Origin of the sequence: Streptomyces sp. NPDC004667, from assembly GCF_040609475.1 — a bacterium.
Lineage (GTDB): Bacteria > Actinomycetota > Actinomycetes > Streptomycetales > Streptomycetaceae > Streptomyces.
This window is the reverse complement of the sequence record NZ_JBEXKC010000002.1, coordinates 191,110-212,678: the sequence shown is the minus strand read 5'-3', so window position 1 is coordinate 212,678 and position 21,569 is coordinate 191,110. Positions and strand designations below refer to the sequence as shown.

Sequence of the window (21,569 nt, the reverse complement as noted above, 5' to 3'; positions counted from 1 at the left end):
GAGGGTTTTACGAGGGGCGGGGATCCCCCGGATCAGGACCGGGGGCGTGTGCCAGTGCAACAAAAAACCCCTCGTGCCTGGTGGCAAGCGAGGGGAGCGCGTCGGTAGCGTTGAGCGGGGACATGATGGTCCCAGCTTCAGCCGACGCGCTTTCCAAGTACGAGAATTCGGGTGCGCATGGCACTGACCCTCCCTCCGGCGGGAGGTCGATGTCAAGCGGGTGGGACGGGCGTCTCATTATTTGAGCCTCTACGGATGGCCATCGAACCACCGGACGAGCCACCGGCCAAGGCCGGCTGGGCCGTACCGCCCGGCACTGGGAACGTACTCCTCACGAGCGCGCGCCGCAGCCTGTATTCGTCGAGTGGTCCGGAGAAGGCCGCTCCCTGGCCGTGGGTGCACCCCATGGCCCGCAGGGCCAGCACCTGCTCCGGCAGGTCCAGCCCGTCCGCCACGGACTGCATGCCCAGGTCATTTGCGATACGCAACAATCCTGCGGTGATCTTGTGCAGCCTGGCGGATTCGACCACCCCTTCGACCAGGCCCCGGTCGAGCTTGAGGAGGTCCACGGGAAGCCTGCGGAGGGCACTGATGGCCGCGTAGCCGCTGCCGAAGCCGTCGAGGGCGATCCGTACGCCGAGCCGGTGCAGGGCCGTCAGGCGGCGCTCCAGCTCGTCGAAGGGCACTCTGGGGTCGGAGGCGGCCAGTTCCAGCACCAGCGCCCCGGAGGGCAGTCCGTGCCGGGCCAGCAGCGCCTCCACGGAACCGCGGGGCAGGGACCGGTCGAGCAGCCGTTGCGCGGTCATCCGTACGGCCACTGGTACGTCGTGTCCGGCCCGGTGGCGCTCGGCGGCCCGCTCTACGGCCTCTTCCAGCAGCCAGCGGCCCAGTTCGGCGGTGCGCGCGGCGTCCTGCCCGGCGGACCCGGACTCACCCTGCTCTGCCACCCGGAGGAATTCGGCCGGGGTGAAGAGGATCCCCTGGGCGGACCGCCAGCGGGCCTGGGCGGCCACCGCGGTGACCTCACCGGTGGCCAGCGAGACCACGGGCTGGTGCAGCAGGGCGAACTCGCCCTCGTGGAGCGCGGTGCGCAGCCGGCCCGCCAGCTCGGCCTTGCGGACGACCTCGGCCTGCATCTGCGGGGCGTACAGCTCGACGCGGTCCTTGCCGCCGGCCTTGGCCCGGTACATCGCCAGATCCGCGTTGCGCATCAGGTCCGAAGGGGTGATGCCGGGGTCGGCGAAGGCCACGCCGATGCTGGCGGCGACCCGGACCTCGCTGCCCGCGATGCGGTAGGGCTGGGAGAGGGTGCTGCGCAACCGCTCGGCGATCTCGTGCACCTGGTACTCACGGGCGCTGCGGTCGCGGCTGCCGTCGCCGAGGATCAGGGCGGCGAACTCGTCCCCGCCGAGCCGGGCGGCGGTGTCCCCCGCCCGGACGGCGTCCTGGAGGCGGTGGGCGGCCTCGACGAGCAGCTCGTCACCGGCCTGGTGGCCGATGGTGTCGTTGACCGCCTTGAAGCCGTCGAGGTCGATGAAGAGCACGGCGGTGCTGTGGTCGCCGGCCCGGCGGCCGGTGAGCGCCTGGCGGACCCGGCGGGTGAACAGGGCCCGGTTGGGCAGGTCGGTCAGCGGGTCGTGTTCGGCGCTGTGCTGGAGCTGGGCCTGGAGGCGGACCCGCTCGGTGACGTCCCGGCTGTTGAGGATGAGCCCGCCCTGGTGCCGGTTGACGGTGGACTCCACATTGAGCCATTCGCCGCTGCCCGATTCGAACCGACACTCGATGCGGGTCGTGGGCTCCTCGGCGGGCGGTGCGGCAAGGAAGCGGCGCACCTCGTGGACCACGCGTCCGAGGTCGTCGGGATGGATCAGGCTGGCCAGCTCGCTGCCGATCAGCTCCTCCGCCTCGCGGCCGTAGACCCCGGCCGCGGCGGGGCTGACGTAGCGCAGGGTCCCGGTGGGCGCGGCGATCATGATGACGTCGCTGGAGCCCTGGACCAGGGAGCGGAAGTGGTTCTCCTTCTGGGCCAGTTCCTGGGTGAGGGCGATGTTGTCGAGGAGCATGATGCCCTGGCGGATGACGAGGGCCAGGACCACGGTGCAGCCGGTGAAGACGACCATCCGGTCGACCTTCCGGCCGTCGACGACGTTGTAGAGGATCCCGAGGGTGCAGACCGCGGCGGCGAGGTACGGGGTGAGGGCGGGCAGCGAGCCGGTGATGGGACGGCTGTGGGGCCGTTCCGCGCGCTGGGGGGCGGCCCGGTCGGCGCCGTCGGGCCGGCGGGCGCCCCAGGGCGCGTAGGCGAGCAGCAGGGAGCCGGCGAACCAGCCGGCGTCGAGGATCTCGCCGGAGCGGTAGGTGGTGTTCAGCAGCGGCGAGGTGAACAGCGCGTCGCTCAGGACGGTCAGGGCGAGCGCCGCGATGGCCGTGTTGACGGCGGAGCGGTTGTTCGCGGAACGGCGGAAGTGCAGGACCAGGACCATCGAGACGAGCGCGATGTCCAGGAGCGGGTACGCGAGCGAGAGCGCGGCGCGCGGGACGCTTCCGGGCGCTCCGGACTGGACGGTGCGCGCGGCGTTGGCGAGGGCCAGGCTCCACGAGAGGGTCAGGAGCGAGCCGCCGATGAGCCAGGAGTCGAGGCCGAGGCAGACCCAGCCCGCCCGGGTGACGGGGCGCTTGGCGAGGACGAGCAGTCCCACGATGGCGGGCGGGGCGAAGCAGAGGAAGGCGAAGTCGGCGAGCGAGGGCTCGGGGACCTTCTGGCCGAGGATGACCTCGTACCAGCCCCAGACGGCGTTCCCGAGGGCTCCCATGAGCGAGGAGAACGCGAACATCAGCCAGGCGGGGCGCTCGCGCCGGTCGATCGTCCTGGCGTAGTGGTAGCAGGAGACGGCGGCCAGTAACCCTGCCGTGCTGAGCCCGAAGTCGCCCATGACCTTGGCGAGTTCCTCGGACCCCCAGCCGAGCGCGGCCCCCACGGCGTACCCGCCGCTGACCACCGCGAGGAGGAACTGCGCCGCCAGGCCCCCACCGCCGCCCGCCACGGGCGGCCGGGTCAGCAGCGCCGCCCCCTGGGGGTTCACCGGTCCCCCTCGCCGGCTGGTTCCGGCGCGCCCCATCGTCGCCTTCGGCGGCTCTGCCGCATCGGATCCTTCGTCCATTGGCCGTGCATCGCCCGTCGCCCCCCAAAGTGTCCGATCACTCCCCAGCGCCAGACGTACGTGGCGCAGCCCCTGGTTCCGGACGATACACCACTTTCGTCACTCAGCGACATAGTCTCTCTACTCTCCGTCACCACCAGGGGCGTTGTGGACACCCCGCGCATACGGGTGGTTGCGGACCGTGCACGGCGGGATCTAGTCCGTGACCAGGACGGTGTTGTCCACGGGCTCCCCGGCGGCGAACCGGGTGAGCTGGCGGACGATCAGCCGCTTCGCCCTGGGTTCGAACGCCGAGCTGCTGCCGCCCACATGAGGGGTGATCAGGACGTTCGGGGCGTGCCAGAGCGGATGGCCCGGCGGCAGCGGTTCGGGGTCCGTGACGTCGAGCGCGGCGCGCAGCCGGCCGGGCCGCAGTTCCGCCAGAAGGGCCTCGGTGTCGACGACGGGGCCGCGCGCGACGTTCACGAGCAGGGCTCCGTCCTTCATCCGGGCGAGGAAGTCCGCGCCGGCCAGGCCCCGGGTGTCCTCGGTCAGCGGGGTGCAGAGGATCACCACGTCCGCGTCCGGCAGCAGGCGGGGCAGGTCGGCGAGGGCGTGCACCCGGCCGTGCGGGGCGTCGCGGGCGGAGCGGGCCACACGGGTGACGGATCCGCATTCGAAGGGGAGCAGCCGGTCCTCGACGGCCGCGCCGATCGACCCGTAGCCGACGATCAGGACGGCCTTGTCGGCGAGGGCCCCGTAGAAGCCGCCGTGCCATTCCTCGCGGTCCTGGCCGCGCACCATGCCGGGGATGCCGCGCAGGGAGGCGAGGATCAGGGTGAGGGCGAGCTCCGCGGTGCTCGCCTCGTGGACGCCGCGGGCGTTGCAGACCCGCACTCCGGGGGGCAGGCCGTCGAGGCCGCCGGCGAGGTGGTCGATGCCCGCGGTGAGCGTCTGGACGACCCTCAGGGCGGACATCCCGGCGAGCGGGCGCAGGGTGACGGCGCGGGACTTCATGTACGGCGTGACGTAGAAGACACAGTCGGCGGGGTCGGCCGGGAACGATTCCTCACCGTCCCACCGTCGGTAGCGGAAGGAGGTGGGGAGACCTTCGATCTCCTCGGCGGGGAAGGGGAGCCAGACGTCCCCGGTCGCAGCAGTCATGATCACGAGGCTATGCGAAGGGAACTGGATCAAGCCGTTACTTTGAGGTCCGTACCGGGAGGGGGACGCAGGGGTGGAGCGCAGGGCGATCGGGGCCGGGCCGCTGACGGTCGGAGCCATCGGGCTCGGGTGCATGCCGATGAGCTGGGCCTACGCGCCTTCACGACGCCGGGGCGAGGAGTCGCTGCGGACCCTGCACACGGCGCTGGACCTGGGGGCCAACCTCCTGGACACGGCTGACCTGTACGGGCCGTTCACCAACGAGCTGGTGGTCGGCCGGGTGCTGCGGGAGCGGCGGGCCGAGGCCTTCGTGTCCGCCAAGGTGGGGCTGCGCGCCGGTGAGCAGCACGTGGTGGCCGACGGGCGGCCGGGGTACGTGCGCCGGGCGTGCGACGCCTCGCTGCGGCGGCTGCGGACCGACGTCATAGACCTGTACCAGTTGCACCGGGTGGATCCGGACGTGCCGGTGGAGGAGACCTGGGGCGCCATGGCGGAGCTGGTCGGGGCGGGGAAGGTGCGGGCGCTCGGGTTCTGCGCGCTGGGCGCGGGGGCCGGGCCGGGGGCCGGACGGCGCGGGGACCGGGGGTACCGGTCGACGGTGCGGCAGCTGGAGCGGGTCCAGCAGGTGTTCCCGGTGACCGCGGTGCAGGCGGAGCTGTCGGTGTGGTCGCCGGAGGCCGCGTGGCAGCTGTTGCCGTGGTGCGCGGCGCGGGGCGTGGGGATGCTGGCGGCGATGCCGTTGGGGAGCGGGTTCCTGACGGGGACGCTGACGCCCGGGCAGGGGTTCGAGGACGCGGACGTGCGGGCGCGGCATCCCCGGTTCACGGCGCACGCCATGGCCTCGAACCAGGTGCTGGTGGCGGCGCTGCGGCGGGTGGCGCTGCGGCACGGGCCGCAGGTCACGCCGGCGCAGGTGGCGCTGGCGTGGGTGCTGGCGCAGGGGCCGCACGTGGTGCCGGTGCCGGGGGCGGAGCGGGCGCGCTGGGCCGCGGAGAACGCACGGGCGGCGGAGGTGCGGCTGACGGCCGGGGAACTGGCCGAGATCGCGGCGCTGCCGGCGGCGGCGGGTGCCTGGGACTGATCCGGGGCGCGGGCCGATCGGAGGGCCCGGCCCGATCCCACAACCACTCGATCGGGTGTACGAGCGGTGGAACTTCCGGATGTGCCGGACCTGTTGAGAGGGATGGAAGGCGGGATCGGCGGACCGGAGGGGAGCGGGACCATGCGATACGGACGGAACCGGCGGGACGGAAGCGGGGCGTACGGGAGCGGGGCGTACGGAAGCGGGGCCTACGGGACCTCGGACGGCGGGATCGGGGAGACGGGGGACGGCGGGGCGCGGGGCACCGGTACGGGGCGCCGCGCCGGACCGGGGCCGCGCGGGCGGGGCGTGCCCGTGGCGCTCGCGCTGGCGGGGTGCGGGGTCCTGCTGACGGCGGGCTGCTCCTCCTCCGGTGGTGTGCCGGCGGGGGCGGGCGGCTCCCCGCCCGGGTCGCCGCCGGGGACGGCCCCGCCGGGGCCTTCGGCGACGGCTCAGGACCCGGGGGCACCCCCCGCCCGGGGTTCGGTGACGGTGTCGGGGGAGGTGGCCAAGGGCCTGGAGTCGCCCTGGGGCGTGGCCCCGCTGCCGGGCGGGGACCTGCTGGTCGCCTCCCGCGACAAGGGCACCATCAGCCGGGTCCGGACGGACACGGGGGCGGTGACGCAGATCGGCAGGGTCCCCGGGGTCGCGCCGGGCGGGGAGGGAGGGCTGCTGGGCCTGGCCCTGTCCCCCACGTTCGCCTCGGACCGGCTGGTGTACGCGTACTTCACCACCGAGTCCGACAACCGCATCGCCCGGATGCGGTACGACGAGCAGAGGCAGGCGGGGCAGCAGCTGGGCGCGCCCGACACGGTGCTGCGGGGCATCCCCAAGGGCGTCGTCCACAACGGCGGCCGGATCGCCTTCGGGCCCGACCGGATGCTCTACGCGGGCACCGGCGAGACCGGGGACGCGGCGCTGGCCCAGGACAGGAAGTCGCTGGGCGGGAAGATCCTGCGGATGACCCCGGACGGACAGCCCGTGCACGGCAATCCGGAGGCCGATTCCGTCGTGTACTCGTACGGGCACCGCAATGTGCAGGGCCTCGCCTGGGACAAGGACAAGCGGCTCTGGGCGGCCGAGTTCGGCCAGAACACCTGGGACGAGCTGAACCTGATCGAGCCGGGCGGCAACTACGGCTGGCCGGAGGCGGAGGGGAAGGCCGGCCGGTCGGGGTTCCGGGATCCGGTGGCGGTGTGGAAGCCGGACGAGGCGTCGCCGAGCGGGATCGCCTGGGCACAGGGCTCGGTGTGGATGGCCGGGCTGAAGGGCGAGCGGCTGTGGCGGATCCCCTTGAAGGGCGCCGTGCCCGTGGCGGAACCGGAGGCCTTCCTCCAGGGGAAGTACGGGCGGCTGCGGACGGTGGTGTCCCTGGGCGGGGACCGCTTGCTGCTGGTCACGAGCGAGACGGACGGGCGGGGCTCGCCGGAAGCGGGGGACGACAGGATCCTGACCCTGACGGTGCGGTGACCCGAGTGGCCCCGGAGAGGGGCGGAAAGGCACGGTGGGCACGGTGTTCAACGCGATCCAGGAGCTCTTCAACCCGGGTTCTCGGCATGCGCACGAGGAGCGTGAACGGCTGGAGCTGTCCCGGACCGACGTCGGCGACGGCGATCCGGGACGGGGCCCGATAGACCTCGACTCCGGCCGGGTGCTCATACGTCCGCGGGAGGACGGACCGGAGGGGGACGCGGACGCGCCCTAGCCGCGGCCCGCCGAGGCGGCGGGCTCCGGCTCCACGGGGGTGAACAGGCGCAGCCTGTGGGCGAGCGCGGCGGCCTCACCCCGGCCGGCGACGCCCAGCTTGGCCAGGATGTTCGAGACGTGCACGCTGGCCGTCTTCGGGGAGATGAAGAGTTCCTCGGCGATCTGCCGGTTGGTGCTCCCCGTGGCGACCAGGCGCAGGACGTCGCGCTCGCGGCTGGTCAGACCGAGCGCCTCCAGGGGATCGGCGGTGTCCCGGTCGGGCCGGTGCGGGCCGGTGTCGTCGGCGGTCAGCGGGAGCCGGGCGCGCCGGGCGAGCAGGGCCAGTTCCTCGCGGAGGCGACGGGCGCCGAGCCCGTCGGCGGCGGCGTGCGCGTCGCGCAGCAGGTCGGCGGCCTCCTCCCGGTCGGCGCCGCGGGCCAGCATCGCCTCGGCGAGGCGGTGGCGGGCCCGGGCCAGCAGGTAGGGACGCTGGAGCGGGCGGACGGCGGCCTCGACCGCGGTCCAGTCGGCGAGGGTGTCGCGGTCCTCGGCGCGGAGCAGTTCGGCGCGCAGGTACTCCGCGTGGGCGGTCCACACGGGTGCCGGCGTGGGCAGGCCCTTGGCGCCGGTGCGGAGGGTCGTCAGGGCCGCCTCACGGCCCTCGTCGGCGGCGGGCAGGCCGCGGGCGTCGGCCTCGGCGGAGGCGGAGGCCAGCAGCAGCGGCCAGGCGTAGCGGTGCTGGCCGAGCGCGAACCCGAGGGCGACGGCCTCGGCGGTCTCGGCGCGGACGTCGGCGATCCGGCCTTCGCCCTCGGCGATGCCGATCGCCAGCCGGTAGAGCGGCAGCCGGTGCTGGGGCTGGGCGTCGTGGGTGCCGAAGTGGGTGTGGGCGGCGGCCAGCTGGTGGGCGGCCTCGGTCAGTTCGCCGCGGGCCAGGGCCAGGTGGACCAGGTGAGCGGCGGCGGTGCCGCGCGGGGGTGCGCCCTGGCCGTCGCGCAGGGTACGGCGGGCCTCCGTGGCGGCCTCTTCCCACCGGCCGAGGCTGTACAGGCTCTCCGCCATGTTGCCGCGCAGCCAGGCTTCGGTGTCCAGGAGCCGGGATTTGGCGACGAGCCGGATCCCTTGTTCGGCCAGTTCCACCGCTTCCCGGGACCGGCCGAGTCCTTCGAGTTGAGAGCTGAGGTTGATGTGAGCACGACCGGCAAGCAGGGTGAATCCGAGTTCCGAGGCACGGAGCAGGACTTCGTGGATCTCGGCGAGTCCGGCGTCCGGGTCACCGGAGTCGGCGAGCAGGCTGCCGTGGGTGATCCGTGCGTTGAGCTCGGTCTCCTCGGCCCCGACCATCCGCGCGTACTCGACGGCCCGTTCGGCGGCGGCGAGGTTGGCGGGGCCGGGGTTGTGGAGCATGCCCCAGCCGGCGGCGCGGACCAGGACGTCGGCGTGCACCTGGGACGGGGGCAGCCCCTTGACCAGCTCCTGCGCCCTGGCGATCTCCTCCCAGCCGTCGCCCCGGGCGAGGTTGGCCACCAGCCGGGAGCGCTCGGTCCAGAACCAGGCGGCCCGCAGCGGGTCGGAGCCGTCCTCGTCGAGGATCCGCAGGGCGAGCTTGACGAGTTTCAGGGCGCGTTCGCGTTCGCCCCCAAACCGGGCGGCGACGGTGGCCTCGGCGAACAGGTCGAGGCGCTGGAGCGGGGTGGTCTCCGGGTCGCAGCCGCAGGGCGGGTACACGTCGGTGTAGTCCGCGGGGCGCAGTTCCTCCCGGACCTCTTCGGGGGTGCTCTCCCACAGCTCCATGGCCCGCTCCAGCAGGCTGAGCTGCTCGGAGTAGGCGTGCCGGCGGCGGGCGGTGACGGAGGCGGCGAGGACGGCGGGCAGGGCCTTGGCCGGGCTGTTCGCCGCGTACCAGTAGTTCGCCAGTCGGATGACCCGCTCCTCGGCGCGCACCAGGCTCTCGTCGGCCTCCATGGCCTCGGCGTAGCGCCGGTTGACGCGGGCGCGCTCGCCGGGGAGCAGGTCGTCGCTGACGGCCTCGCGGACGAGGGAGTGGCGGAAGCGGTAGCCGTCGCCGTCGGAGGTGGCGAGGAGGATGTTGGCGCCGACGGCCGCCCGCAGGGCCTCGATCAGTTCGTCCTCGCCGAGCTGGACCGCGGCGCGCAGCAGGGCGTACTCGACGGTGGAGCCGCCTTCGGCGACGACGCGCACCACGCGCTGGGCGGCGTCGGGGAGGACCTCGACGCGGACGAGCAGCAGGTCGCGCAGGGATTCGGTGAGCCCGGTGCGGCAGCCGCTCTCACGGGAGGCGACGAGTTCCTCGACGAAGAAGGCGTTGCCGTCGGAGCGGTCGAAGACCGAGTCCACGAAGCTTTCTTCGGGCTGGGTGGCGAGGATCCCGGCGAGCTGGCGGCGGACCTCGGCCCGGTTGAAGCGGCGCAGTTCGATCCGCTGGACGGTGCGCAGCCGGTCGAGTTCGGCGAGGAGGGGGCGCAGCGGGTGGCGGCGGTGGATGTCGTCGGCCCGGTAGGTGGCGACGAGCACGAGGCGGCCGCTGCCGAGGGTGCGCAGGAGGTAGGCGAGCAGGTGCCGGGTGGAGGTGTCGGCCCAGTGGAGGTCTTCGAGGACGAGGACGACGGTGTGGTGGGCGGCGAGGCGTTCCAGCATCCTGGCCGTCAGCTCGAAGAGCCGGGCGGTGCTCTCCTCGTCGTGCGGGCCGCGGGGGGTCTCGCCGAGTTCGGGGAGGATCCGGGCGAGTTCGTCCTCCTGGCCGGCGGCCGCGGCGGCGAGTTCGTCGGGCAGCTGGCGGAGCAGGGTGCGCAGGGCAGTCGAAAACGGGGCGAAGGGAAGGCCCTCCGCCCCGATCTCCACACAGCCTCCGACCGCCACCACGGCTCCGCGGCGGGCGGCCTCTCCGAGGAACTCCTCGGTCAGCCGGGTCTTGCCGACCCCGGCCTCTCCGCCGATGAGCAGGGCTTGCGGCTCCTGTTCGGCGGCGCGGGTCAGGGCGTCCACGAGTGCGGCCAGTTCGTCGGCTCGGCCGACGAACACCGGGCTGACGGATCTGGTTTCCACACCGCCGAGGATCGCACAGAGGTGCGGGTCGGCGGCACTGCTTATCGCTGCGCTCCTCATCACGCGTCAGCTCACCTGTTCCGCGACGCTGTTTACGCGGCGCGGGTGAAGAGGCTGCGGTGTCCTCTCGCCGGCCTTTCGGATTCCTGGCCGCGGGAGGCGCGGTCGGCCTGCTTGGCCAGCTGGACCATCCGGAAGCGGTCGGCCTCGCGGATGAGGTCGGCGCGCCGGGCGGTGGCCATCTCGTACTCGAACATCCCGTACTCCCTTGTCGCGTTTCTCCGGCACCTCGTTCGGTGTGATCCAAGATTCGCTTCCCAGAGGGGTCCGCCGCATGGGGCTCATGCCGCATCTCTGCGGTGCGGGGGGCCTTAGTACCGGACCCAGGATCCCCGGAGGGACTTAGGTCCGGCCTGAGAGGGAGTGGAGCGGGCGTAAGGCGGTGCCTACTGGGCGGCCGTCGGGAGGGCCACGAGGAGGTCGAAGTACATGAGGCCGAACACCAGGACGCCGAGGACGCCGAGGGCGACGGCGGCCCAGGAGACGGAGCGGACCCACACCGGCAGCACCCGGCCGGGGGTGCCGAAGGCGGGGCGGGCGAGGACGAAGACGGCGAGGAGGAGGGCGAGGGTGGACAGGACGCCGTTGACGAGGGCGGTCATGTGCCAGGCGTCGCCGTACAGGGCGGCGATCTTCTCCTTGGCGCTGGTCGCGTTGACCGACTCGATCTGGCCGATGAGGGTCTGGCGTTCGGCGATCACGCGGGACACCCAGCTGCCGCTGAGGGCGACGAGCCCGAGGCCGGCGGCCACGATGGCGGAGGCCGCGGACCCGACTCCGGAGCCCTGCCCGGAGTCCTCCCCGTCCTCCCGGTCCGCCCCGTCCTCGTCGAACTCCTCGTCCGCGTCCCCGGCGGCCTCGGCGTCCCCGGCGCCGGCCGGGGCTTCGCCCTCGGCGGCGTCCCGTGCGGCGGACGCGGTGGTCGCGTCGGCGGGGGCGGCAGCGTCGGCCGCGGTGGTGGCGGCCGCGGTGTCCGGCGCCGCCTGCTCCTCGGCGGCGTCCGTCTCGGCGACGGTCGGGGCGAGGCTCTTCGTGGTGTCCATGGCGGGCACCGTAGGCGGCGTTTCTGAGAGGTTCCTGAGAGGGATCGGGGCACGGGCCGGCCGGCGGGCCGCGGCCTCGGTGGGACGCCCGCGGCCCCGGCGGCTACACGGCGGGGCCGGCGGTCCATTCGTGGGCCAGGAGCGACCAGACCTCGGTGTCCTGGCGGACGCCGCGGTGCAGGTGGTTCTGCCGCATGACGCCCTCGCGGGTCATGCCGAGGCGTTCGGCGACCGCGATGCTCTTCGTGTTGCCGGTGGCGACGTGCCATTCCACGCGGTGCATGCCGCGCTCCCGAACGGCCCAGTCGATCAGGACCCGGCAGGCCTTGGTGACCAGGCCCCGGCCGGCTCCGGCGGGCTCCATCCAGCAGCCGACCTCGCAGTTGCCGGAGGCGGCGTCGAAGCTCGGGAAGAGGACCCCGCCGACGAGGGTGCCGTCCACGCGGATGCCGTACAGACGGCGTCCGTCGGCGGCCGCGGACTCCGCGTTCGAGCCGAGCAGGCGGCGGGCGGATTCGAGGTCGGTGGCGCGGTCCGGGAAGCCGACGTACTGGCCGATGAACTCACGGCCGCGGTCGATGTGGGCCAGGAACTCCTCGGCGTGCCAGATCTCCAGCGGGAACAGCTGGGCGTCCTCGGCGAGGTCTATCGCGAACATGCGTGCTTCCTTGCGGCTCGTAACCGGTCAGCGGGAAAGGGGGGCCGAGGGCGCGTGGTCCGCGTTCGGCCGCTGCGTCGGAAGTGTCGCACGGGGGCGGCATTCCGGGGGTTCGATGCTGATGCGGGGCAGCCGGCGGTCCAGCCAGCGGGGTATCCACCAGTTCGCCCCGCCGAGCAGGTGCATGAGGGCGGGGACGAGCAGGGTGCGCAGGACGAAGGCGTCGAGCGCGACGGCGGCGGCGAGGGCGATGCCGAACATCGCGATGAGGCGGTCGCCGCTGAGCACGAACGCCAGGAAGACGGAGATCATGATGACGGCGGCGGAGTTGATCACCCGGCTGGTCTCGGCGAGTCCCACCCGGACGGCCCGCCGGTTGTCACCGGTCTCCAGCCATTCCTCGTACATCCGGCTGACCAGGAACACCTGGTAGTCCATGGAGAGCCCGAACAGCACGGACACCATGATCACCGGGAGGAAGGGCTCGATCGGGCCGGCGCTGCCGAGGCCCAGCAGCTCGCTCCCCCAGCCCCACTGGAAGATCACGACGACCACGCCGAAGGAGGAGGCGACGGCCGCGACGTTCATGGCGGCCGCCTTGAGCGGAATGCCGAGGGAACGGAAGGCCAGCAGCAGGAGCAGGCAGCCCAGGGTGATGACCACCCCGACGAAGAGGGGCAGCTTCCCGACGATCACCCCCGCGAAGTCGTCGTAGCCGGCCGTCACCCCGCCGACGTGGGCCTCCATGGTGCTGCCCTGCCCGGCGCGCGGGATGACGTCCCGGCGCAGGGTGTCGACCAGCTCGCTCGTGGCCCTGGACTGCGGCGCGGAGCGCGGTACGACCGTCAGGACGGCCGTGTCGCCGCCGCGGTTGAAGACGGCGGGACCGGCGGAGGCGACGTTCGCGGTGGTGCGCAGGGCCTCGGTCAGCCGGTCGACGGCGACGCGGTCGCCGGCCCCGTCGAGGCGGGCGACGATCGCGAGCGGGCCGTTCGTGCCGGGCCCGAACCCCTCGGCCAGCAGGTCGTACGCCTTGCGGGTGGAGGATCCGGCCGGATTGTTGCCCTGGTCGGAGGTGCCGAGGTGGAGCGAGAGGGTGGGCAGCGCCAGCACCAGCATGACCAGTGTGGCGAGCAGGCCGAGCGGCTTGGGGTGGCGCTCCACGAAGGCGGACCAGCGGGCGGCGAATCCGGTGGGCGACTCCGGGCGGGGGCCGTCGGCGGCGAGCTTGCGGCGTTCGCGGCGCGAGAGGGCCCGGGGACCGATGTACGAGAGGAGGGCGGGCAGCAGGGTGACGGAGGCCGCCACCGTGAGGACCACGGTGAGGGAGGCCGCCAGCGCGACGCCGTCGAGGAAGTTCAGCCGCAGCACCAGCATGCCGAGCAGGGCTATGCAGACGGTGGCCCCGGCGAAGACGACGGCCCGGCCCGTGGTGGCGACGGCGTTCTCGGCGGCCTCGGCGACGGTGAGCCCGCGGGTCAGCCCCTTGCGGTGCCGCGTGACGATGAACAGGGCGTAGTCGATGCCGACGCCGAGGCCGACGAGCGTGCCCAGCATCGGCGCGAAGTCGGCGACGGGCATGGCGTGCCCGAGGAGGGTGATCCCGAAGTAGGCGCTGCCGACGCTCACCAGGGCGGTCGCGATGGGAAGCAGGCTGGCGGCCAGGGAGCCGAAGGCGAGGAAGAGGACCACGGCGGCGATGACGACGCCGATGACCTCGGCGAGGTGGGCGCTGGGCGCTTCGGTCAGGCCTATGGCGCGGCCGCCGAGTTCGACCTGGAGTCCGTCGGCCCGGGTGGCCGGGTCGCGGACCGTGTCCACGACCGCCTCGGCCTGGGAGCGGGGTACGGAGTCGGCCGGCCGGTCGAAGGTGACGACGGCGTAGGCGGTGCGGCCGTCGGGGCTGATCTGCGCGGCTCCGGCGGAGCCCGGCCCGTAGGGTCCGACGACCGATCCGACGCCGGGCAGGGCGGCGACGGCGTCCAGGGCCCGGGTCATGCGCCGTTCGACGTCCGGGGTCCGCGCGCTCTGATGGTCCGGGGTCCGCCACACGATGGTGTCGGTGTCGCCGCCCCGGCCGTGGAAACCCTCCCGCAGGAGGGCGTTGGCCTTCGCGGACTCCGTGCCGGGAACCTCGTAGTCGTTGGAGAACGCGGTTCCGGCCGCGCCGGCCGCGGCGGCGGTGGCGCCGAGGGCGAGCAGCCAGATCAGGACGGTGACCAGTCGGTGCCGCATGCACCACCGTGCGATTGCTGCCAACGGACGTGCTCCCTGGTGGTTCGGATCTTCAGCGGGAGGCGGCCCGACGCAAAGAACGCTTGAACTCGTGAACTCGTGAACTGCTGAATTTGTGAAAAGGCGGGGTGGTCTACACCTCAAAACGCCACGATCTCAGCGTCCGGTGATCGTTGGCGCATTTCGTGTGCATCGTCACAGGCCGACACGGGTACGGGGGGCCTCGTTCAGGGGGTGGGCGGGACGAAAGGCGGGTCGGCGCGGTAGCCGGGGACCGAGGGCCAGCGCACGGTGAGGACCACCGCGTCCTCCTCGGCGTACCAGGAGTGGTCGACCCCGCGCCCCCACACCACGTAGTCCCCCTGCTCGGCGAGGACCACGGTCCGGCCGGGGAACTCCAGCCGGAACCGGCCGCTGATGAGGACCTGGAGCGCGGTGCGGTGTTCGCCGGTGACCCACCGGGCGCGTTCCTCTCCCTTGGGGTGGACGCCCCACTTGATCTCGACGTCCTCGCTGTGGCGGGGGTCGCCGGGCTCCTTGAAGTGACCGAGGAGCCAGCCCCGGTCGGCGGCGGCGTCCGGCCCGGCCTTGCCGGTGTAGATCATGGATTCGTCGTTCACGGGCCGAGGCTATTGCAGTTGTGGAAGCGGGCCGGCAGCTGGTGAGCTTGCCGGATGACGATGGACCATGACGAACTGCTGAAGGTGCGTGACCGGTACGACGCGCAGATGCGGCGCGACGCCGTGCCCGACGCCGCGAACGCGCGGGTGGAACGGGTGGGGGCGGTCGTGCGGCAGACCGTGCCGGGGCTCGGCTGGAACGGCGTGCTGTGGTCGGACCTCGACGCGGGCACGGCGGACGCGGAGATCGCCGCGCAGGTGGCGTACTTCGGCGCGCGCGCCGACGCCGGGGGCGACGAGGAGTTCGAGTGGAAGCTCTACTCCCACGACCGGCCCGCCGACCTCGGGGACCGACTGCGGGCGGCGGGCTTCGTGCCGGAACCGCCGGAGACCCTGCTGGTGGGCCGGTCCGATGAGCTCGCCGCGCTGTCGGTGGAGCCGCCGGAGGGGATCACCCTGCGGGTGGTCACCGACGAGGCGGGGGTGGACCTGATGATGGAGGTCCACCGGCGGGCCTTCGGCACGGAGCGGCCCCGGATCCGGGAGCAGATGCTGAGTCTGCTGCGGGACGAGCCCGACACGATCGAGGCGGTCCTGGCGATGGCCGGTGACGTTCCGGTCAGCGCGGCCCGCATGGAGATGCGGCCCGGCTGCTCCTTCGCGGGCCTGTGGGGCGGCGGGACCGACCCGCAGTGGCGCGGGCGGGGCGTCTACCGCCTGCTGGTGGCCCACCGCGCCCGCGTCGCGGCGGCCCGCGGCATCCCGTACCTCCAGGTGGACGCCACGGACGACAGCCGCCCGATCCTGGAGCGCCTGGGCTTCGGGGTCCTGGGCGTGACGACCCCGTACATCCGGCGGCGCTGACGGGGGACCGGGGTGACGGCGGGGAACCGTCGCGGAGGTCCCGGACCGTCCCGGCCGGGAACGGGCGGGCGCCCGCGGCCGGAACTCGCTTTCCCCCGTGGGGCCCAGGGGGCAGGATCGGTCGCATGGAACGCATCGGACCTCCCCTGACCGGGAACGAACGCGAGACGCTGCGCGCGTACCTCGATTTCCACCGGGCCACCCTCGCCTGGAAGTGCGAGGGCCTCACCGACGAGGAGCTGCGCCGCCAGGCCTCCCCGCCCTCCACCCTTTCGCTGCTCGGTCTCGTCCGGCACATGGCGGAGGTGGAGCGGCAGTGGTTCCGCCGCACGATCGGCGGGGCGGTCGTCCCGCACGTGTGGTCCGAGGAGCACGACTTCCAGGCCGCCTACGACGCCTCCGGCTCGACCCGCGCCGAGGCGTTCGCCGCGTGGGAGGCGGAGGTCGAGCACTCCCGTACCGTCGAGGCCGCCGCGGCGTCCCTGGACGTGACGGTGCACGTCCCGAAGTGGGAGGCGGACGCCTCGCTCCGGCTGGTGATGCTGCACATGATCCACGAGTACGCCCGCCACAACGGCCACGCGGACTTCCTCCGCGAGGCCGTCGACGGCACCGTCGGGGCGTGACCGCCCGGGACGTGAACACCCGGGGCGCGGGCGCTCGCGGCTCGGGCGCTCGCGGCTCGGGCGCTCCCGGCTCGGGCGCTCAGGCCTGGCGCCAGTAGCCCAGTCCGTGCACGCGCTGCTTCGGCAGGGCGAGGTCCTTGCGCAGGTACGCCGTAAGGGCACGGGTGGTGGCGGTGTCGCAGGCCAGCCAGACGTACGCCGAGGCCGGGTCCGAACCGAGCAGCTCCGGCAGCTCGACCCGGACCCGGTCGGCCAGGGCCGTGCCGCCGCGCGGCACCCGCCGGACGTCGCGCGGGGCCGCGCCGGCCCGTACGGGCAGCTCCGCGTCCGACGGGTGCTGCGTCTCGAACCAGACGGTGGCCGGGGTCCGCGGGTACGCGTCCAGCAGGGAGTTGATCGCGGGCAGGGACGCCGGGTCCCCGATCACGAGCAGCCGCTCCGGAGCGGGATCCGGCGCGTCGAAGCCCGTGCCCTGGACGGTGGCTTCGAGGGTGTCGCCGGGCCGGGCCCCGCGCGCCCACCGGCTGGCGAGACCGTCGTGCAGGGCGAACTCGAAGGCGAAGGTCCCGGCGGCCGGATCGGGGTCGACCAGGGTGTAGGCCCGCTGGTGCGGCCTGCCGCCGCCCCCGAACCAGGCGCGGACCCACATCGTGGGGTGCGCGGAGCCCCCGACGGCGGCCAGCAGACCGCCGTCGGTGAAGTGGACCCGGCGAACGTGCTCGGTGACCTCCTCCGCCCCGGTCACCGTGAACGTGAAGTCCTTGCCCCTCATGAGCTTGAGGACCACGCCCTCCCAGCCCTTGCCGACCGCCATGTCCGCTCCTTCCCCCCGCACCCGTATAGTTAGGGCAGCCTAACCTAAGACGCTTGGGGAAGAGTGTGAGCAGTGTGACTACCGAGGCCTACGAGGTCTACCGCGACAGCTGGGGCATCCCTCATCTGCGCGCGTCCGACCCCCTCCGGCTCTCCTACGCCCAGGGCCGCGTCACGGCCGTGGACCGGGCCTGGCAGCTGGAGGTCGAGCGGCACCGCGCCCAGGGCTCCAGCGCCGCGTTCCTCGGGCCCGACTGCGTCACCTGGGACCGGTTCGCCCGCCAGGCCCGCCTCGACGACACCGCCCGGCGCTGCCACGAGGCCCTCGACCCCGACACCGCCGCCTGGGTCCGCGCCTACGTCGACGGGGTCAACGCCGGCCTCGCCGAAGGCGCCGCCCGCGACGACCGGTTCGCGCGCACCGGCCACACCCCCACCCCCTGGGAGCCCTGGGTTCCGCTCTCGATCTGGATCGGCACCCACATCCTCTTCGCGGGCTTCGCCACCAAGCTCTGGCGCGAGCGCGTGGCCCGCGTCCTGGGCCACGGGGCCACCACCCTCTTCGCGACGGACGGACCGGGCACCGCGGGCAGCAACGGCTGGCTGGTCCCGGGCGGGCGGACCGCCACCGGCGCGGCGATCATCGCCGGCGACCCGCACCGGTTCATCGAGGACCCCGGTGTCTACCAGCAGATACGCCTGGCCTGTCCCGAGTACGACGTCCTCGGCCTGGCGGTCCCCGGCGTCCCAGGGCTCGGCCACTTCGGGCACACGGGCGGCGTCGCCTGGGCGATCACCAACGCCATGGCCGACTACCAGGACCTCTACGTCGAGCAGCTCAGGAGCGCGGCCGACGGGGACGGGGTGGAGGCCCTCGGCCCGGACGGCACCTGGGAGCCGGTGGCCCGGCACACGGAGACCGTCATCGTGGCCGGGGGACCGGACGTGGAGGTCGAGGTCCTGGAGACCCGCCGCGGCCCGGTGATCATCCGCCCGGACGCCCCGGACGCCCCCGGCGCCCCCGACGCCCCCGACGCCCCCCAGACCCTCTCCCTCCGCTACCCGCCCCGCGTCCGCGCGGACCTCGGCTTCGCCGCCCTCCCCGCGCTGCTCCGCGCCCGCACCGTCGCCGACGTCGACCTCGCCCTCGACGGCTGGGCCGAGCCCGTCAACGTCGTCCACGCCGCCGACACCGAGGGCGGCCTCCTGCACCGCGTCGCGGGCGCCGTCCCGCTGCGCGACCCCGCCAACCGGCTCCGCCCGGTGCCCGCCTGGGAGCCGCGGCACGCCTGGCGGGGCTGGGCGCCCACCCCCGCCGAGCCGGTGCAGGGCTTCGCCGTCATGGCGAACGCACGCGGCATCGCCTCCCCCCTCGGCGTGGAGTTCGCGCCCCCGCACCGCGCCGACCGCATCCGCGCGCTGCTCAGCGGCTCGGCGGAATGGACGCCCGGCGCGATGGCCGACGTACACCGGGACACGCACCTCGCGTCGGCGGCGCCCCTGCTCGACCTGCTCCCCGCCCTCGACGGCCTCTCCCCGGCCGCCGACGGGCTCCGGGCCCGACTGCTCGCGTGGGACCGGCACATGGAGGCCGACAGCACCGACGCCACCGTCTTCTCGGCCCTGCGCACGGCGACCGTACGCCGCCTCGCGGCGGACCCGGTCTTCGCGGGCCTGGCCGGGGCCCCGGCCGGCCCGGACGTGTTCCACCCGTGGCTGTACCTGGTCCCGCGCGTCGGCTACGCCCTGGAGGGCCTGCTCACCACCTCCCTCCTGCCCGCCCTGGACCGGGCGGCGCACGTCCGGGCAGCCCTGGAGGAGACGGCCGCCGCGGACCTCCCCGACACGCCCTGGTCCCGGGTGCACGTCCTCGCCCCGTGGCAGGCGGTCCCCGACCCGCAGGCGCAGTGGCCCGGCCTCGGCGGCGACCACGACTGCGTGAACGCCACCTCCTCCGTCCCCGGGTTCACCGACCGCACCGCCCGCGCCTCGGCCGCCCGCTACGTCTGGGACCTGGCCGACCGGGACAACAGCCTCTGGGCGGTCCCGCTGGGCGCGGACGGCGTCACCGGCTCCACCCACCACCGCGACCAGCTCCCGCTCTGGGCCGACTGCGCCCTCGTCCCCGTCGTCACCGACTGGGCCCTGCTCACCAAGGAAGAGTCCGCATGACCACCGCCTCCACCCGCACCCCCGTCCACACCCACCTCGTCGAGGGCTTCGGGACGGTCACCATCACCCCCGTCGACCCCGCCGCCGATTCCGCGCAGATCCACAGCTGGGTCACCGAAGAACGCGCCCGCTTCTGGGGCATGGGCGAGGCCGACCGCGAGCTGGTGCAGGAGATCTACGAGGACGTGGACCGCCGCACCACCCACCACGCGTTCATGGTCGGCCTGGACGGGGAGCAGGTCGCGCTGTTCCAGACGTACGACTGCGCCGAGGACCGGGTCAGCGAATGCTATGAGGTCCGGCCCGGGGACGTCGGCGTGCACCTGCTGATCGGCCCGAGCGGCGGCGCGGCCCGGCACGGCTTCACCGGCGGCCTGATGGAGGCCTTCCTCGCCTACCTGTTCACCGACGGGGGCGCCCTGCGGGTGGTCGCCGAGCCGGACGCCCGCAACGCCAAGGCCATCGCCCTGCTGGAGCGCACCGGCTTCGAGCTCGGCCCGGAGGTGGAACTCCCGGAGATCGACCTCCCCGAGGTCTACCTCCCGGCCAAGCCCGCCCGCCTGGCCTTCCTCAGCCGGCCGGCCGCCGCTCGCTGAGGAACTCCGTCACCGGAACGGCCCCGGCCCCGGAGACCACCGTTTCCCATTGACCCCGCCCGCCCCGGCCAGCGAAGCTGATCTCCATTCGACTGACTGGCCTTGGGGGCGGTTTGACCAGCCAGACCCTGCACATCGGACCCGACTCGGCACCCGACCGGTACCGGTTGCTGCGGTCCATCGGGCGCGGCGGCGAGGCCGTGATCCATCTCGCGGAGATCGAGCTGGCGGGCGGGGCCGAGCCGGTCGTCGTCAAGGTGCTCGACTCCAGGGAGACGATCTCGTCCGAGGAGTTCTCCCGGATCAGCCGGAAGTGGAACGAGCAGGCGGAGCTGCTGCGCTTCGTCCACCGGCCCGGGGTCGTCGGCGTGCGGGAGCACTTCGAGGGCCCGCCGATCCACCGGCGGGGCGAGGCCTGCGACCGGTCCGGGCGGTCCCTGGTGCTGGTCATGAACCAGGTGGACGGGCTCGACCTGCGCGACTGGCGGGCCGAGCGGGACCTCTCCACCCCCGCCGGGCGGCGCGAGGTGCTGCGGACGCTGGAGCAGCTCGCCGACGTGCTGGACTGGCTGCACTCGGGGAAGGCCACCCCGTCCGGGCGCCGGGTGATCCACGGTGACCTCTCCCCCGGCAATGTGATGGTCGACGCCGACGGGCAGGCCACGCTGGTGGACTTCGGCCTCAGCAAGCTGACCGCCGAGCACCGGACGGCCGAGATCTGGTTCACCCCGGGCTACGCGGCCCCCGAGGTCTTCGACGGCAGGCGCACCCCGGCGACGGACCGGTACGCCTTCGCCGCCCTCGCGTACTTCCTGCTGAGCGGGGATTCACCGCCCCGCACCCCGGGCCTGCTGGCCGAGGCCGTGGCGGAGCTGCCGCAGGTCGCGGCGCTGGACGCCGAACGGCGGGCGCGGGTCCTCTCGCTCTGCTCCACCGACCCGGAGGAGCGGCCGCCGAGCCTGGTCGGGTGGGTGCAGGACATCCGCCGGGCCGTGGTCTCCGCACCGCATGACGACGTCCAGGACACGCCGCCGGGGCCGAATCCGCCGGCGGCGGGACGGAAGTACGGCCGGCCGGTGGCCGCGGTCGCGGGTGTGGTGCTCCTGGTGGGCATCGTCCTCGTCGGTGTGGAACTGTTCGGCGACACGTCCGGCGACGGCGCGGACCGCGCCGCAGGCACCCGGCCGACGGCCCCCTCCGCGTCCCGCTCGCCTTCTCCGAGCCCGTCCCCGTCCGCCCCCGGCGGGGTCTCGCTCACCACCCTGGAGCCGGTCGCGAAGAGCGAGTACGCCTGGTTCGAGCCGGGCGACGGCACGCTCGGTTCCCAGCGCTACGACACCGCCCTGGTGGCTGCCGGACCCTACAAGATCTGCGACGGGGCGGCCTCCTACGACCTGGGCGGCGGCTGGAGGACGCTGACCATGGTCGCCGGCGTCGACGACGCCTCGACGCACGCGAACGCCCGCGTCACCGTGGAGGTGGACGGGAAGTCCGTGTGGAGCGGCACGCTGCGCGTCGGATCGCCGAAACCCCTGTCTCTCGACGTCGCGAACGGCCGGCGCCTCGACATCTCCTACGTCGACCCGGGGAACACCTGCGGGATGGGCCGGCTCGTCCTGGGCACGCCCACCCTGAAGAAGTAGCGCCGGCGAAGGGGCCGCGCCCCTCCGTACGAACGGCGGCGGCGGGCTGGAGTAGGGGGGGTAAGGTCTGGGGGGCGGCCCCCACCCGGCGAGGACCAGCAC

The 21,569-nt window shown here is 73.8% G+C and carries 17 protein-coding genes; 8 read left to right on the top strand and 9 right to left on the bottom strand.

From position 1 onward, the window contains the following. Window positions 1–212: 212 nt before the first annotated feature. Together ABZW32_RS02010 and ABZW32_RS02005 are read right to left on the bottom strand one after the other, a co-directional pair. Complete coding sequence (locus ABZW32_RS02010) at window positions 213–3,119, bottom strand: EAL domain-containing protein (protein ID WP_356209988.1); 2,907 nt, start codon at window positions 3,117–3,119, stop codon at window positions 213–215. 237 nt (window positions 3,120–3,356) lie between these two features. Further along, window positions 3,357–4,304, bottom strand: a complete 948-nt coding sequence (locus ABZW32_RS02005; RefSeq protein WP_356209890.1) for a 2-hydroxyacid dehydrogenase — start codon at window positions 4,302–4,304, stop codon at window positions 3,357–3,359. Window positions 4,305–4,377: 73 nt separating this feature from the next. Here ABZW32_RS02005 and ABZW32_RS02000 point away from each other — a divergent pair, with 73 nt between their 5' ends. From ABZW32_RS02000 to ABZW32_RS01990, 3 genes are all read left to right on the top strand, one after another. Continuing rightward, window positions 4,378–5,385 (top strand): aldo/keto reductase, encoded by a 1,008-nt coding sequence (locus ABZW32_RS02000; RefSeq protein ID WP_356209888.1) that lies wholly within the window; start codon window positions 4,378–4,380, stop codon window positions 5,383–5,385. A 141-nt stretch (window positions 5,386–5,526) separates the two neighbouring features. Next, window positions 5,527–6,855 (top strand): PQQ-dependent sugar dehydrogenase, encoded by a 1,329-nt coding sequence (locus tag ABZW32_RS01995; RefSeq protein ID WP_356209887.1) that lies wholly within the window; start codon window positions 5,527–5,529, stop codon window positions 6,853–6,855. 43 nt (window positions 6,856–6,898) lie between these two features. After that, complete coding sequence (locus tag ABZW32_RS01990; protein ID WP_356209885.1) at window positions 6,899–7,090, top strand: DUF6191 domain-containing protein; 192 nt, start codon at window positions 6,899–6,901, stop codon at window positions 7,088–7,090. Here the strand turns inward: ABZW32_RS01990 and ABZW32_RS01985 are convergent. The 6 genes from ABZW32_RS01985 to ABZW32_RS01960 all read right to left on the bottom strand — a co-directional run bounded on the left by ABZW32_RS01985 (window position 7,087) and on the right by ABZW32_RS01960 (window position 14,738). Then, complete coding sequence (locus ABZW32_RS01985) at window positions 7,087–10,197, bottom strand: AAA family ATPase (protein ID WP_356209986.1); 3,111 nt, start codon at window positions 10,195–10,197, stop codon at window positions 7,087–7,089. The genes ABZW32_RS01990 and ABZW32_RS01985 overlap by 4 nt on opposite strands. Window positions 10,198–10,229: 32 nt before the next feature. Next, window positions 10,230–10,394 carry a hypothetical protein gene (locus tag ABZW32_RS01980; RefSeq protein WP_356209884.1) on the bottom strand — a complete coding sequence of 55 codons (165 nt, stop codon included), beginning with the start codon at window positions 10,392–10,394 and terminating at the stop codon, window positions 10,230–10,232. Window positions 10,395–10,583: 189 nt separating this feature from the next. After that, complete coding sequence (locus ABZW32_RS01975; protein WP_356209882.1) at window positions 10,584–11,240, bottom strand: hypothetical protein; 657 nt, start codon at window positions 11,238–11,240, stop codon at window positions 10,584–10,586. Between the two features lie 103 nt (window positions 11,241–11,343). Next, complete coding sequence (locus tag ABZW32_RS01970; RefSeq protein ID WP_356209879.1) at window positions 11,344–11,898, bottom strand: GNAT family protein; 555 nt, start codon at window positions 11,896–11,898, stop codon at window positions 11,344–11,346. Window positions 11,899–11,925: 27 nt separating this feature from the next. Then, window positions 11,926–14,157 carry an MMPL family transporter gene (locus ABZW32_RS01965; protein WP_356209876.1) on the bottom strand — a complete coding sequence of 744 codons (2,232 nt, stop codon included), beginning with the start codon at window positions 14,155–14,157 and terminating at the stop codon, window positions 11,926–11,928. Between the two features lie 203 nt (window positions 14,158–14,360). Continuing rightward, window positions 14,361–14,738, bottom strand: a complete 378-nt coding sequence (locus ABZW32_RS01960) for a signal peptidase I (protein WP_356209984.1) — start codon at window positions 14,736–14,738, stop codon at window positions 14,361–14,363. A 75-nt stretch (window positions 14,739–14,813) separates the two neighbouring features. Here ABZW32_RS01960 and ABZW32_RS01955 point away from each other — a divergent pair, with 75 nt between their 5' ends. Then, complete coding sequence (locus ABZW32_RS01955; protein ID WP_356209982.1) at window positions 14,814–15,617, top strand: GNAT family N-acetyltransferase; 804 nt, start codon at window positions 14,814–14,816, stop codon at window positions 15,615–15,617. 125 nt (window positions 15,618–15,742) lie between these two features. Continuing rightward, window positions 15,743–16,243 (top strand): DinB family protein, encoded by a 501-nt coding sequence (locus ABZW32_RS01950; RefSeq protein WP_356209873.1) that lies wholly within the window; start codon window positions 15,743–15,745, stop codon window positions 16,241–16,243. A gap of 79 nt (window positions 16,244–16,322) precedes the next feature. Here the strand turns inward: ABZW32_RS01950 and ABZW32_RS01945 are convergent, their stop codons facing one another. Beyond that, window positions 16,323–17,057 carry a siderophore-interacting protein gene (locus ABZW32_RS01945; protein ID WP_356209870.1) on the bottom strand — a complete coding sequence of 245 codons (735 nt, stop codon included), beginning with the start codon at window positions 17,055–17,057 and terminating at the stop codon, window positions 16,323–16,325. 74 nt (window positions 17,058–17,131) lie between these two features. Between ABZW32_RS01945 and ABZW32_RS01940 the strand changes: the two genes are divergently transcribed. The 3 genes from ABZW32_RS01940 to ABZW32_RS01930 all read left to right on the top strand — a co-directional run bounded on the left by ABZW32_RS01940 (window position 17,132) and on the right by ABZW32_RS01930 (window position 21,467). Continuing rightward, complete coding sequence (locus ABZW32_RS01940) at window positions 17,132–19,228, top strand: penicillin acylase family protein (RefSeq protein WP_356209979.1); 2,097 nt, start codon at window positions 17,132–17,134, stop codon at window positions 19,226–19,228. Beyond that, complete coding sequence (locus ABZW32_RS01935) at window positions 19,225–19,824, top strand: GNAT family N-acetyltransferase (RefSeq protein ID WP_356209867.1); 600 nt, start codon at window positions 19,225–19,227, stop codon at window positions 19,822–19,824. Before ABZW32_RS01940 ends, ABZW32_RS01935 begins: the two co-directional genes overlap by 4 nt. Before the next feature lie 113 nt (window positions 19,825–19,937). Beyond that, window positions 19,938–21,467 (top strand): protein kinase, encoded by a 1,530-nt coding sequence (locus ABZW32_RS01930; protein ID WP_356209865.1) that lies wholly within the window; start codon window positions 19,938–19,940, stop codon window positions 21,465–21,467. Window positions 21,468–21,569 lie beyond the last annotated feature (102 nt).